Origin of the sequence: Cobetia sp. MM1IDA2H-1 (assembly GCF_002916775.2) — a bacterium.
GTDB lineage: Bacteria > Pseudomonadota > Gammaproteobacteria > Pseudomonadales > Halomonadaceae > Cobetia > Cobetia marina.
In genome coordinates this window covers 1,580,492-1,593,602 of the sequence record NZ_CM133225.1, presented here as the reverse complement: position 1 = coordinate 1,593,602, position 13,111 = coordinate 1,580,492, and the positions used below count along the sequence as shown (strand labels likewise).

Annotated in this window: 10 protein-coding genes and 1 pseudogene; 8 read left to right on the top strand and 3 right to left on the bottom strand. The window is 61.5% G+C overall.

All coding sequences use genetic code 11. From position 1 onward, the window contains the following. The first annotated feature begins 82 nt into the window (after positions 1-82). Both BOH68_RS06820 and BOH68_RS06815 read left to right on the top strand, forming a co-directional pair. The gene (locus tag BOH68_RS06820; protein WP_077377090.1) at positions 83-1,228 is read left to right on the top strand and encodes an aminomethyltransferase family protein; all 1,146 of its coding nucleotides are present in this window, start codon (positions 83-85) and stop codon (positions 1,226-1,228) included. A 329-nt stretch (positions 1,229-1,557) separates the two neighbouring features. Beyond that, the gene (locus tag BOH68_RS06815; protein WP_077377093.1) at positions 1,558-2,268 is read left to right on the top strand and encodes a helix-turn-helix domain-containing protein; all 711 of its coding nucleotides are present in this window, start codon (positions 1,558-1,560) and stop codon (positions 2,266-2,268) included. A gap of 75 nt (positions 2,269-2,343) precedes the next feature. On the opposite strand, the gene BOH68_RS06810 is transcribed toward BOH68_RS06815, so the two are convergent. Then, positions 2,344-3,330 carry a LysR family transcriptional regulator gene (locus BOH68_RS06810; RefSeq protein WP_077377096.1) on the bottom strand — a complete coding sequence of 329 codons (987 nt, stop codon included), beginning with the start codon at positions 3,328-3,330 and terminating at the stop codon, positions 2,344-2,346. Between the two features lie 150 nt (positions 3,331-3,480). Here BOH68_RS06810 and BOH68_RS06805 point away from each other — a divergent pair, with 150 nt between their 5' ends. From BOH68_RS06805 to BOH68_RS06785, 5 genes and pseudogenes are all read left to right on the top strand, one after another. Further along, on the top strand, positions 3,481-4,830 hold the full coding sequence (locus BOH68_RS06805) for an aspartate aminotransferase family protein (RefSeq protein ID WP_077377099.1): 1,350 nt from the start codon (positions 3,481-3,483) through the stop codon (positions 4,828-4,830). A 119-nt stretch (positions 4,831-4,949) separates the two neighbouring features. Beyond that, entirely contained in the window at positions 4,950-6,440 is a 1,491-nt protein-coding gene (locus BOH68_RS06800) for a CoA-acylating methylmalonate-semialdehyde dehydrogenase (RefSeq protein ID WP_077377102.1), read from the top strand. 226 nt (positions 6,441-6,666) lie between these two features. Continuing rightward, entirely contained in the window at positions 6,667-6,978 is a 312-nt protein-coding gene (locus tag BOH68_RS06795) for a putative quinol monooxygenase (RefSeq protein WP_043332154.1), read from the top strand. A gap of 953 nt (positions 6,979-7,931) precedes the next feature. Next, positions 7,932-9,574: pseudogene (locus BOH68_RS06790) on the top strand (sodium:solute symporter family protein). Positions 9,575-9,657: 83 nt separating this feature from the next. Then, positions 9,658-9,786 (top strand): putative transporter small subunit, encoded by a 129-nt coding sequence (locus BOH68_RS06785; RefSeq protein WP_218015038.1) that lies wholly within the window; start codon positions 9,658-9,660, stop codon positions 9,784-9,786. Positions 9,787-9,890: 104 nt separating this feature from the next. On the opposite strand, the gene BOH68_RS06780 is transcribed toward BOH68_RS06785, so the two are convergent. Both BOH68_RS06780 and BOH68_RS06775 read right to left on the bottom strand, forming a co-directional pair. Beyond that, positions 9,891-10,700: an SDR family NAD(P)-dependent oxidoreductase gene (locus BOH68_RS06780; RefSeq protein ID WP_077377108.1), complete on the bottom strand. Its 810-nt coding sequence runs from the start codon at positions 10,698-10,700 to the stop codon at positions 9,891-9,893. A gap of 134 nt (positions 10,701-10,834) precedes the next feature. After that, complete coding sequence (locus tag BOH68_RS06775) at positions 10,835-11,821, bottom strand: zinc-dependent alcohol dehydrogenase family protein (protein WP_077377111.1); 987 nt, start codon at positions 11,819-11,821, stop codon at positions 10,835-10,837. Between the two features lie 136 nt (positions 11,822-11,957). Between BOH68_RS06775 and BOH68_RS06770 the strand changes: the two genes are divergently transcribed. Continuing rightward, positions 11,958-12,854, top strand: coding sequence for a LysR family transcriptional regulator (locus tag BOH68_RS06770; RefSeq protein ID WP_077377114.1), 897 nt, complete (start codon positions 11,958-11,960; stop codon positions 12,852-12,854). Positions 12,855-13,111: the final 257 nt, after the last annotated feature.

Sequence of the window (13,111 nt, the reverse complement as noted above, 5' to 3'; positions counted from 1 at the left end):
CGCGCCATCTCCGCCAGCACCAGCAGGACTACGGCACCACCCACTTACGCTAGGCAGCACGACTCACAGGAGAAAGGGACGCATGGCGAATTCATGGCGCATCTCGGCATTGGCCGAACAACACCGCAAGCTGGGCGCGGAGCTGGAAGACTGGAATGGCATGGGCACTGCCTGGAATTACGCCGTCTCGGACACGGCCGATGACCACGAGACCATCCGCACCCGCGCCGGTCTGATGGATGTCTCGGGACTCAAGAAGATCCACTGCAATGGCCCGCACGCCCAGGCCGTGCTGGATTACGTCACCACGCGGGACATGTCCAAGCTGTATCCGGGCAAATCGGTGTATGCCAGCGTCTTGAATGAGGCCGGCAAGTTCGTCGACGACTGCATCGTCTATTGCCTGGCGCCGAACTCCTACCTCGTGGTGCACGGCACGGGCACCGCGAATGAAATGCTGGCCAAGAGTGCCCTGGGGCGCGCCGTCAGCCTGACCTTCGATGACGACATGCATGACATGTCACTGCAGGGGCCGGTCGCGGTGGATTTTCTGGAGCGTCATGTGCCGGGCATCCGTGAGCTGCGTTACTTCCACCATCTGCAGACCCAGCTGTTCGGCTACCACGTGATGATCTCGCGCACCGGCTACACCGGCGAGCGTGGCTACGAGATCTTCTGCAAGGCCAAGGACGCTCCCTCTCTGTGGGAACAGATTCTCGAAGATGGCGCCGACATGGGCATCAAGCCGTGCAGCTTCGGCACCCTTGACTGGCTGCGGGTCGAGAGCCACCTGCTGTTCTACCCGGCGGACAATTCCGAAACCTACCCGTATCCCGACCAGCCGGTGGGCGACACCCTGTGGGAGCTGGGCCTGGACTTCACCGTCTCCCCGGGCAAGAGCGAATTCCGTGGCGCCAGCGAACACTTCGCGCTGCAGGGCAAGGAGCGCGTCAAGGTCTATGGCGTGCTGTTGGACTCGAAAGACGTCGCCCAGATCGGTGACAAGATCTACGCCGACGGCAAGTGTGTCGGTGTCATCACCCAAGGCATGTACTCGCGCCTGAGCGATCGCTCCATGGCGCTGGCACGTCTCGAACCCGGCTATGCCGAGCATGGCACTCCGCTGACCCTCAAGACCGGCACTGACGGAGAGACCAGCCTCTCGGCCATCAGCCATTCCCTGCCCTTCGATGATCCGGAAAAGGCCAAGCGACTGGCGCGCGGCTGAGCACACCCACCATGTCGGGCACTGCAAGACCTGCAGTGACAACCGGGTGAAGTGGCAGGACGCATTGCGAACGCAAGACGCAAGAGGCCTCCTCGACGTGACGTCGAGGAGGCCTCTTGCCTCACACCCAGGCCAGGTGATTGAGAAGGACTCTCGAAAGGTACTCCCGCCCCCTTGGCAGACATCAAGGATGAGGGTTGACGGCAAAGTTGGTAATGTCACGCCATACCCCGCTCGCGAGCCGATGCGCCGCATGCCTCACAAGGGCATGCCGCGTCCTCGCCGGCCACCCCCTTCCCATTGCCACCCTCTCCGCTACAGGAGTCATCATGCCGCGAAAATCCCCCGCTCCCTCCGAGAAGTCGGAACAGGACAGCTCCGACACTCTGCCCCGTGAACTAGCGACCGACCCCGCTGCGCAGTCAGAGAGGAAAGACACCATCACGGCGGCAGCCGACGAGACACGCCTGGGACTCGAGCAGCACATCGCGCGCGCGCTCAAGCAGCAGCGAGTCTCGCAGGGCTACAAGATTTCTGACGTCTCGCGTATCGCCGGTGTCAGTCAGGGCATGATCAGCAAGGTGGAGAACGCCCAGGTGTCCACCAGTCTCGATACCCTAAACAAGCTGTGCAATGCCTTGAGTCTGCCGATCTCGAAGCTGTTCAGCGATTACGATGTCAATGGGCGTGGTGCCCAGCACATCAAGGCCGGGCAAGGCATGCAGGTGGTACGCACCGGCACGGAAGTCGGCCATGCCTATCAACTGTTGAGCTACAAGCAGGGCCCCAAGAAGCGCTACGAACCCTTCCTGATCACCATGGATGATGCCAGCGAAGTCTTCCCCAACTTCTGCCATGCCGGACATGAATTCATCTACCTGCTGTCAGGACATCTCACCTATCGCCACGGTGACAAGTTCTATGAGATGGGCCCCGGCGACAGCCTGGCCTTCGATGCCGGCGTTCCGCATGGCCCCGAGAAGTTGAACGAGGTCCCGATTCAGCTGCTGTCGATCATTCACTACGACGACAACGAATAGGTCATCCGCTTCACCGCGCCTGATGACCCCGACAGTCTCCCCGCCCCTGGATGGCCCACTTCCCCTGGTGCTGGTTCATGACCGGCCCTCCTGGGTAGATGGCGCTTTCCGTGTCGGTGTCGCCTGGCGCAGGGCGTCCAGCTCGGTCAGATAACGCTCCAGCACCAGGTTGGGCGCGCGGCTCTTGCGCGTGATGGCGCTGTAATAGGTGACATAGGAGTTGGCCACCGGGCTGAGCGCCTGCATCTGGCCATCGCGCACCCAGCGCTCGGCATAGTGGGTGGGCAGATAGCCGAGATAACGCCCGGAGAGCACCAGAAAGGCGATGCCCTCGCGGTCGGTCGCCGAGGCGGATGCCCTGAGTGGCTCATGCAGCGCCTTGATCGTGGGTGTCTGCGCGTAGGCAGGCAGCACGGCATCATGCTGGCGTATTTCCTCCTGCCCCACCGGGCGTCCGCGCGCGCGAGTGTCGCCTTCCCGGGGCTCGCGAAACAGCACATGGCCCCGCGCGCAGTAAAGGCAGGAGGTTTCCTCGTAGAGCGAGCGATACTCGAGTCCCGGCAGCGTCTTGAGCGTCGGGATCACGCCGGTATGCAATCGCCCATCCAGTACGGCACGCTCGATCTCATTGGGCGGGATCATGCGGATGTTGATCTTCACTTCCGGGCCGTGCTTCTTGAGCGCGCTCAGGGCGTGAGTGATGTGCATCTCCGGCATGGTGACCAGGTTGTCGGTGATGCCGATGTTCAGCTCGCCCTTGAGCCAGGCGTGCAGTCCGTTGATGCGCGTGCGAAAGCCTTCCGCCGCTGCCAGCATCTGCATCGCGGCTTCATGGACGTCTCTTCCCTCATTGGTGAGCGCGAAACCACTGCGACCCCGCTGGCAGAGCTTGAGGCCAAGCCGCGTCTCCAGGTCACTCATCGCCATGCTGATGGCGGAGCGACTGATGTTGAGCTCGATCTCGGCCGCCGAGAAACCGCCGCACTCCACCACCTTGCGAAAGATGCGCAGCAAGCGCAGATCGGCATCGCCAAGCTGTCCTCTCATGCCGTCCTTGCGCATGGTCTGCCCTCCTGAGTTCCACGACATGGAAAGTTAAGTAAATGCTTTCCTGAAGATAAAGACAACGGCATTTATCTTATCAAAAGGGCTTTCTAATCTAGCCAGACAGGAGCCGAGATCCAACAACAACAGCACTCTTCGGGAGACATCATGACCGCCTTCGACACATCCCCTTCCGCCCAGGCAGGATTGAGCAAGGAACAACTTGACGCCTACTGGATGCCCTACACGGCCAATCGGCAGTTCAAGCAGGACCCACGCATCATCACCAAGGCGCAGGGTGCCTACTTCACGGATTCCCGGGGACGCCAGATCTTCGATGGCCTGTCGGGTCTCTGGACCTGCGGTGCCGGCCATTGCCGCCCGGAGATCGCCGAAGCGGTCAGCGCACAGCTGCGCGAGCTGGATTACGCGCCATCCTTCCAGTACGGCCACCCCAAGGCCTTCGAGCTGGCACATCGCATCACGGGACTGATGCCCGAGGGGCTGGATCACGTCTTCTTCACCGGCTCAGGTTCCGAAAGCGCCGATACCTCACTGAAGATCGCGCGCGCCTACTGGCGCAAGAAAGGCAAGCCGACCAAGACCAAGCTGATCGGTCGCAGCAAGGGCTATCACGGCGTCAACTTCGGGGGCTTCAGCGTCGGCGGCATCGGCGCCAACCGCACGCTCTATGGCCAGGGGGTCGATGCCGACCATCTGCCGCATACCCTGCTCAAGGAAAATGTCTTCACCCCCGGCATGCCCCAGACCGGTGCCGAGCGCGCCGATGAGCTGCTGGAGCTGATCGCGCTGCATGATGCCTCCAACATCGCGGCCGTCATCGTCGAGCCGATGGCAGGCTCCGCCGGCGTGCTGCCGCCGCCAGTGGGCTACCTCAAGCGACTGCGCGAGCTGTGTGACCAGCACGATATCCTGTTGATCTTCGATGAGGTCATCACCGGCTTCGGGCGCATGGGCGCCATGAGCGGCGCCGAGGAATTCGGTGTCACACCGGACATCCTCAATGTCGCCAAGCAGCTTACCAATGGCGCGGTGCCGATGGGTGCCGTGGTCGTCAAGGGCGATATCTACCAGACCTTCATGGACAACGGCGGCGCCGATTACATGATGGAGATTCCCCACGGCTACACCTACTCCGGTCACCCGGTGGCGTGTGCCGCGGCACTGGCGGCCCTCGACGTGCTCGAGAATGACCAGCTCATCCCCCGTGTCCGTGAACTGAGCCCGGTGTTCGAGAAGAAGCTGCACGAGCTCAAGGGCACTCGCTACATCAGTGACATTCGCAACTACGGCCTGGCCGGTGCTCTGCAGGTCGAGGCCTATCCCGGCGAGCCGGCGCGGCGTCCCTACGAGATCGCCATGCATTGCTGGAAGGCCGGCTTCTATGTGCGTTACGGCGGCGACACCATCCAGCTGGGCCTGCCGTTCATCACCGAGCACGATGAACTGGACCGTCTGATCAATGCCCTGGGCGATGCCTTCGCCGCACAGGACTGATGATCGACGCTTAAGACTGACAATCACGTTCAGGACTGACGATCACGTTCGGACTGGCGATCGACGCCAGTCCCATCACTGCCCTTTTTCTTGCAAGTCATTTCATGGAGCTCACAACAATGAAAACGCTCGGTCACCTTATCAACGGCAACCTCGATCACAGCGAAGGCCGTACCCAGGACATCTTCAATCCCTCCACCGGTGAGGTCGGCGGTCAGGTACGCCTGGCCAGCAAGGCGACCGTCGAGGAAGCCATCGCGGCCGCCGCGGCCGCCTTCCCAGAATGGCGCAACACGCCGCCGATCAAGCGCGCTCGAGTGATGTTCCGCTTCAAGCAGCTGCTGGAAGAACACGCCGACGAGATCGCCCGCCTGATCGGCCAGGAACACGGCAAGATCTGTCACGATGCGCTGGGGGAACTCCAGCGCGGCATCGAGAATGTCGAATATGCCTGCAGCGCCCCGGAACTGCTCAAGGGTGAGCACAGCCGCAATACCGGCCCGGGCATCGACTCCTGGAGCGAATTCCAGCCACTGGGCGTCGTTGCCGGCATCACGCCGTTCAACTTCCCGGCCATGGTGCCGCTGTGGATGTACCCGATGGCGATCGCCTGCGGCAACACCTTCGTCCTCAAGCCCTCCGAGCGCGACCCGACCTCCACGCTGTTCATCGCCGAGCTGCTGATGGAGGCTGGCCTGCCGGCCGGCGTCATGAATGTCGTCAATGGCGACAAGGAAGCCGTCGATACGCTGCTGGATGACCCGCGCATCCAGGCGGTCAGCTTCGTGGGCTCCACGCCGATCGCCGAGTACATCTACAGCCGCGCCGCCGCCAACGGCAAGCGCTGTCAGGCCCTCGGCGGCGCCAAGAACCACGCTATCGTGATGCCGGACGCCGACATGGAATACGTGGCCAACTCACTGAATGGCGCCGCCTTCGGCTCCTCCGGTGAGCGCTGCATGGCGCTGTCCGTCGCGGTGGCCGTGGGCGATGACGCCGCCGACAAGCTGATCGCGCAGATGAAGCAGCAGATGGAAGGCCTCAAGGTCGGTATCTACAGCGACAAGGGCAATGATTTCGGCCCGCTGATCACCGCGGCGCATCGAGACAAGGTGGTGGGCTACATCGATAGCGCCGAGCAGCAAGGCGCAAAGGTGGTGGTCGATGGCCGCAATCCGCAGGTCGAAGGCGGCGAGAACGGCTTCTTCGTCGGCGGCACCCTGATCGATGGCGTCACACCGGAGATGACCTGCTATCAGGAAGAGATCTTCGGCCCGGTGCTGCTGGTCGTGCGCGCCGATTCGATGGAAGCCGCCATGCAGCTGATCAATGATCACGAATACGGCAACGGCACCTGCATCTATACCCGAGATGGCGAAGCCGCCCGCTACTTCAGTGATCACATCCAGGTCGGCATGGTCGGCATCAATGTGCCGCTGCCGGTGCCGGTCGCCTATCACAGCTTCGGTGGCTGGAAGCGCTCGCTGTTCGGCGATCTGTCCGCCTACGGCCCGGACGCGGTGCGCTTCTATACTCGCCGCAAGACCATCACCCAGCGCTGGCCTTCCGCTGGTCTGCGTGAAGGCGCCCAGTTCGCCTTCCCGTCCTGATCGATCGCCTTCCCGGCCTGATCCCTCACGATCACGGATCATTGCCTGGTGACAACTGCGCCGGACAGCCCTGCTGTCCGGCGCTTTGGTGTGCGCATCACGCGAGATCATGCCGGCAGTCAGCCGCCGCCCCTTGCAGTGGCCAGAAACGACTCCACATAGTCAGGACATCTCATCACGAGAATCCCTGCCACAACTGCGGTCAACACCGTCACAAGGAGCCAGGATGATCTGGGTAATCGCCACCGTTACCGCCAAGGAAGGTCACGTTCAGGATGTCTTCAATGAACTCTGCGCCGTCGCGCCCACCGTGCGCGAGGAAGATGGCTGCCACGCCTACCACCCGTGCCTGGACTCCGAGCGCGCCGCCGACAAGGACAACGACCCACGCCCCGACACCATCACCGTGGTAGAAGCCTGGGAATCCCACGACGCGCTGCAGGCCCACCGTGAGACCGAACATATGCAGCGCTTCCGCGACAACGCCGGTGACTGGATCGCCGATGGCGATATCCGCATCCTGAGCCCGGCGGGCTGAAGACGCCCCTCAGTGACGTGCTCTGCACTGAGAACATCATCTTGCCGCTCCCGTTCAGGGGGCGGTTTTTTTGATTAATCGGCCAGAAAGGTGGCGAACAACCGTCGAGACTGCCTTCTCATTTTTTTCTTGTTTTCCTCTCGCCCTCTCCTCGCACTCCTCACGCCCTCTCTTCGTACTCCTCTCGCGTCCTCCTAGACACCACGGTATTCATGAGAACTGGCCGAACGCTGGGAAATAATAGACAAACAACCTTTAAAACAATCACTTGTGTGAAATCATTGAATATCCATCAACATGAAACCCCACGATGAGGCAGAGAAAATCCCTCAAAGATCCGAGAGGCATCACGAGAAAAATAAGGGGAATTCACACAGTTCAATGACATTAAATGACAGACTTTGACGCCCTGAAACACCAAGAATTACACTTGATTTATATTGAACGAAGATTCAATAAAACGCCAGATACCTCTGGCATGACGCCGTCTTTATGGACCTGGAGTTCAGGCAATACCTGAGAGCGATCTGCTGGAATCTGTCAAGGGTGGACATGTCGCAAACCAGACACTAAGGTATGCAGCCTTCATTAACTCAATCTTAACGCTCACCGAAAGCACCAGGACTCGCGACCCACTGGATCACCAGTATTTTCGAAAGACTGTCGAAACCTCGACATTATCGATAAGAGAGGGAATCCATTACGCTGATGAGGGCAAGTGCATGCCACGACGCCCGCCACCCCGCACTTTCTTCCCTGGAAAGTGCTGACACCTCGTAGCTCGCAAGTGTGACAGGGTCTGCCTGTTCACCAGACGAAGACGCCTTGGACACGACAACCATCTCAAGGCAAGACGGCTCAGAACCTTCCTTTCATGACTCTCATCACCGCACTCCTGAACAGCTCGCTGCTCAGGTCAACAGGTGTTCTGTCATCCATTGGAGGCTCCGTACTTGAACAACGACTCTCTCTATCAATTCTCGACCATTACCGTTCTTCTCCTGCTGATCGCCTTCTATGGCGGTACCTACCTGATCACTCTCACCATTCGCAAGAAAAAGGAAGATGCTGACGAGTTCATGGTGTCCAACCACCGTGTCGGCTTCGGCATGGGCGCCGCCAGCATGACCGCCACCTGGATCTGGGCCGCCTCCTTCTATGCCGCTGCCACCTCCGGCTATACCTATGGCGTGTCAGGCCCGATCCACTATGGATTCTGGGGCGCGCTGATGATCCTGTTCATCTATCCCTTCGGCCGCCGCTTCCGCAAGCTGGCCCCCAACGCCCATACGCTGGGCGAGCTGATCCATGCACGCCACGGTTCGAGCAGCCAGCTGATTCTGGCCTTCTCCAACGTGCTGGGCAGCATCATCAGCCTGATGGTCAACTTCACGGCCGCCGGTGCGCTTGTCTCGGTGCTGTCGCCGCTGTCCTTCCAGACAGGCGTCATCCTGGCGGGGGTCGGGGTGCTGTGCTATACGCTCTGGTCGGGCTTCCGCGCCTCGGTATTGACGGATTTCGCCCAGCTGGTGGCACTGATGGCCATCGCCATCGTCATCATTCCGGCCGTGTTCTTTGCCATGGGGGGCCCTTCGGAGCTGGTGGAAGGGCTCAAGCATGTCACGCCGCAACAGGCCGACTTCTTCTCGACTGATGCCATCCTCAATCAGGGGGCGCCCTTCTTCGTGGCCGTGCTGGCGTATGCCATCGGCAATCAGACGATTTCCCAGCGCCTGTTCGCGGTCAATGAAGATCACATCAAGCCGACCTTCATCACGGCTACCGTCGGCTACGGTGCCATCGTGATCGGTCTGGGGATGATCGGTCTGATGGCGCTGACCCTCGGGGTCGAGCCGCTCAATGGCGACATGAACAACCTGATTCCGCAGATGGTGTCGGAGTACCTGCCGCCCTTCTTCATCGCCTGTTCTTCATCCTGGTGATCGGCTCGCTGTCCTCCACCGCTGACTCCGATCTCTCGGCACTCTCGGCGATCATGATGGCGGACGTCTACCGCAAGAACATCGCCCGCGGCAAGGCCGACCCTCGACGCATGTTGCTGGTCGGGCGTCTGACGATGATCATCGCCACCGTGCTGGGGATCGTCTTCGCCAGCTTCTCTTTGGATATTCTGGTGATGCTGGTCTTCGTCGGCGCACTCTGGGGCGCCATCGTCTTCCCGGTGATCGCCAGCTGCTTCTGGGATCGCATCACCAACCTGGCCTTCACCAGTTCCGTCCTGGTCGCCATGGTGGTGTTCTGCATGGCGCGCTTCGAGTGGGTGCCGCTGGAGGGTATCAGTGGGCTGATCTTCGAGCTGCTCGCCAGCATCGGTGGCGGCGTCATCATCGGCCTGATGGTCTTCGGCTTCCTCGGTCGCATCGCCGGACTGGTCGCCGGCGTGCTGGCCATGCTGGCCATGGTCGTCTTCGCGACCGGCGAACTGCGTGACTACACCGTGCTGCTGGCCTCGCTCACGGCCTACGGCACCAGCACCCTGGTCTGCGTGATCATGAGTCTCGCCAGCCGCCAGCCGCGCTTTGACTTCACCACCATCACCGACAAGGTCAGCCATTACGACGAGTCCCTGACCTGATCGGGATGCTTGCCACAAGCGCCCCGGCGGCCCTTGGCGTCGCCGGGGACTTTCCTACTGTACATTTCAGGAGACACACGCCCATGACATTCCTGTTTGCCACCTATGTCCTCATCTGGCCATTGCTGACCCTTGGCGTACTCGCCGTGATCTGCGGCGCCGTGGTACGTGACAGCCGTCGCGCTCGCAAGGAGCACCGCGAGCTGGTCTGATCGGTCCGCGCGCAGAAGCCGAAACGCCCGCCTCGAGACTCTCGGGGTGGGCGTTTCGTCTTCAGACAGGGCACTCCAGCTCGCTGCCCTCTGGTCGGAGTCACTCAGCGGCCAATCCGGTCAAGCATTCTCTCCATCGTCGCGACCACTTGACGGCACAGCGCATCATCGAGTGCGTCGGCGTGCGGCGGTGCGAAACGCTGGGCGTCGTTGTCGAAGTACTGACCATTGGCGCCGGCGAATTCCTCATCCAGTGCCGCACGTACCAGGATATCGGCACCGATGCCAAGATCCTTGCCCGGTACGCCGAAGCCTTCCTTGACCATCTTGCTGGCCAGCAGAGAGCCCGGGTTGACCGCGATCAGGATAGGCCCCTGGCCTTCCCAGTCCTGGGCGAGCGTGCGGGTCCACATGGTGATCGCGAGCTTGCTCTGGGCATAGGCCGCGTAGTGGTCGTTGAACGCGACCTCGCCGGTCAGGGCCTTCAGGTCCACGGGGGATTGAGCCGCCGAGGACAGATTGACGACCCGCCCGGCCGGAGGCAGTGCCGGCGCCAGTTTCTGGGTGAGCAGATAGGGGGCAAGGGTATTGACCACGAAGCGCAGGTCGAGACCGTCCGCCGTCACGACGCTGGGTGCCTGGAAGACACCGGCATTGTTGATCAGGACATCCAGACTGGCATTGGCCGCCAGCACATCGCTTGCCAGTGAGTCGATGGCGACCAGGTCGGACAGGTCGGCCACGAAACCGGCGACACGCTCAGCCCCGGCCAGCGCCGCAAGTTCGGCGACGACACCATTGACCTTCTGCTCGCTACGCCCGTGGATCAGCACGCGATGGCCGCGCTCCAGCAGGGCCTTGGCCGTGACCAGGCCGATGCCATCGGTGGAACCGGTGATAAGAATGGTTTTCATGTGCTCTCTCCTTGATATGTCCCACGACGCTTGAGACGCGAACGACAGGGTGTGCCGTATGGCCACACCCTGTCGTTTGTCTGTACCAGCGCAGTGTCAGGATGATCCTGCCAATGTGGCTTTCGGTCACGGTATCAGACCTCGACGATGACCTTGCCGGTTGCCTGACCGCTGCCCAGCCGCGCGTGGGCCTGGCCCACTTCCGCGAGCGGGAAGACCTGATCATCGATGATCGGCTTGAGTGCGCAGGCATCGGCGATACGCGCCATGTCGGCCAGAATCTCGTGGTGCTCCTGACGACGGAAGTCATGCAGCATCGGGATCAGCATGAAGACGACATGCAGTGACAGGCCCTTGAAGTGCGCGGTGGTCAGATCGATGTCCATGAAGGACACGGTCGTCGAGACATGGCCATTGAGCGCGGCAGCCTCGAAGGAGGTCGGCAGGTTGGCGCCGCCGACGGAGTCGAACACGATGTCGAAGCCCTTGCCGTCGGTGAGCCTGGCCACATAGTCGGCGACCTGCTCATTGCGGTAATTGATGGCACTGGCCCCCAGGCCTTCGACCAGCGTCTCGTGCTCATCACGACCGACGGTAGAGGCGACATCGGCACCGAAGTGACGGGCCAGCTGGATGGCGATGTGACCCACACCCCCCGCACCACCGTGAACCAGCACCTTCTGACCGGCCTGGATGTTGGCGCGCTTGAGGCCTTCATAGGCCGTGATGCCGACCAGCGGCAGCGCCGCGGCTTCCACCATGCTCAGGGACTTCGGCTTGTGGGCGATCAGGCGAACATCGGCGGCGATGTACTCGGCCAGCGTACCCGGCAGGTCGGCCAGGCCACCAGCACAGCCATAGACTTCATCCCCGATGGCGTAGCCTTCGACGCCCTCGCCCACGGCTTCGACAGTACCGGCGAAGTCCATGCCCAGCAGCGCCGGCAGTGCCGGAGACAGCGGAAGCTCTGCGCCCATCTCGCGAATCATGGTGTCGACGGTATTGATGCTGGTGGCGGCGATACGCACCAGTACCTGACCTGCCGCCGCTTGGGGCTTGGCGATTTCCGCCGCTTCGAACACTTCGGGACCACCGAATGACGTCACCAGCATCGCTTTCATGAGTCTGACTCCTGCGTGAATGTTCATGCCATGGTAATTATCTTCGGCATGAACAATAAACGGCGAGTTGATACAATCAGTTTCTATATTTTGTTGAATATCAGTCCACAACACCATCGCCTCGGGGGGAGATGACATGAATCTTGAGCACCTGAAGCTGTTCGTCCGTCTCGCCGCCGTGAACAGCATCAGTCAGGCCGGCGAGGACTTGGGACTGTCGCCCGCCGTCGCCAGCTCTCACCTGCGCAAGCTCGAGGACAGTCTGGGGGTACGCCTGTTGCATCGCACCACGCGTCATGTGGCACTGAGCGAAGAAGGTCGCGCCTTTCTCCCCCACGCAGAGGAGGTGCTGGCCAGTGCCGAGGCGGCGCGGGCTGCCGTTGGTGCCGGCACCACCACCCCCACCGGCACCTTGCGCATCACGGCATCGGCCTCCTTCGGACGCATGCATCTGATCCCCGGGCTGGCCGGCTTTCTGGCACGCTACCCGGACCTCGAGCTGGATCTGCGCCTGACGGATACCATCGTCGATCTGGTGGAAGGCGGCTTCGACATCGCAATCCGCAACTCCGCTCTCAAGGATTCGAGTCTGATCGCGCGGCGCCTGGCCCCCGACAAGCGTATCCTGTGTGCTTCTCCGCAATACCTGCAACGCCATGGCACTCCGACCCGCCCTGCGGAACTGAAACACCATGAATGCCTGACGCTGATCGGGATGGATCAATGGAGTTTCCAGCACGAGAATCGCGTCGAGGTGATACGCATCAAGGGCCGCATACGGACCGACAATGGCGAAGCGGTGCGCGATGCCTGCGCCGCGGGACTGGGCATCACCCTCTCCTCGACCTGGAGTCTCTATCGTCATTTGGCGAGGGGCGAGCTGGTGGAAGTGCTGCCCGAGACACCGCTGGTCAACGAGACCGGTATCTGGGCGATCTATTCAAGCTCCCGACAACTGGCCCCTAAGATCCGGGCGTTCCTGGACTACTTCTCCGAGTACTTCGGTAGCCCGCCTTACTGGGACTTCCCCTAGTCCTGAGCCGAAGGCGCGACGATTTCGCTGAAGACGGGCCCGCACGTCACAGAAGATGAGCGGCGTGACTCAGGCGATCTTCCAGCGCTTGAGCATCGGCCTGGAGTCTCGCCAGCCGCCAGCCGCGCTTTGACTTCACCACCATCACCGACAAGGTCGGCCATTACGACGAGTCCCTGACCTGATCGGGATGCTTGCCACAAGCGCCCCGGCGGCCCTTGGCGTACTCGCCGTGATCTGCGGCGCCGTGGTGCGTG

Bases quoted from the DNA above. Each gene is read 5' to 3' on its own strand.
- BOH68_RS06820 (WP_077377090.1), top strand. From the start codon at position 83: ATGGCGAATTCATGGCGCATCTCGGCATTGGCCGAACAACACCGCAAG.
- BOH68_RS06815 (WP_077377093.1), top strand. From the start codon at position 1,558: ATGCCGCGAAAATCCCCCGCTCCCTCCGAGAAGTCGGAACAGGACAGC.
- BOH68_RS06810 (WP_077377096.1), bottom strand. From the start codon at position 3,330: ATGCGCAAGGACGGCATGAGAGGACAGCTTGGCGATGCCGATCTGCGC.
- BOH68_RS06805 (WP_077377099.1), top strand. From the start codon at position 3,481: ATGACCGCCTTCGACACATCCCCTTCCGCCCAGGCAGGATTGAGCAAG.
- BOH68_RS06800 (WP_077377102.1), top strand. From the start codon at position 4,950: ATGAAAACGCTCGGTCACCTTATCAACGGCAACCTCGATCACAGCGAA.
- BOH68_RS06795 (WP_043332154.1), top strand. From the start codon at position 6,667: ATGATCTGGGTAATCGCCACCGTTACCGCCAAGGAAGGTCACGTTCAG.
- BOH68_RS06785 (WP_218015038.1), top strand. From the start codon at position 9,658: ATGACATTCCTGTTTGCCACCTATGTCCTCATCTGGCCATTGCTGACC.
- BOH68_RS06780 (WP_077377108.1), bottom strand. From the start codon at position 10,700: ATGAAAACCATTCTTATCACCGGTTCCACCGATGGCATCGGCCTGGTC.
- BOH68_RS06775 (WP_077377111.1), bottom strand. From the start codon at position 11,821: ATGAAAGCGATGCTGGTGACGTCATTCGGTGGTCCCGAAGTGTTCGAA.
- BOH68_RS06770 (WP_077377114.1), top strand. From the start codon at position 11,958: ATGAATCTTGAGCACCTGAAGCTGTTCGTCCGTCTCGCCGCCGTGAAC.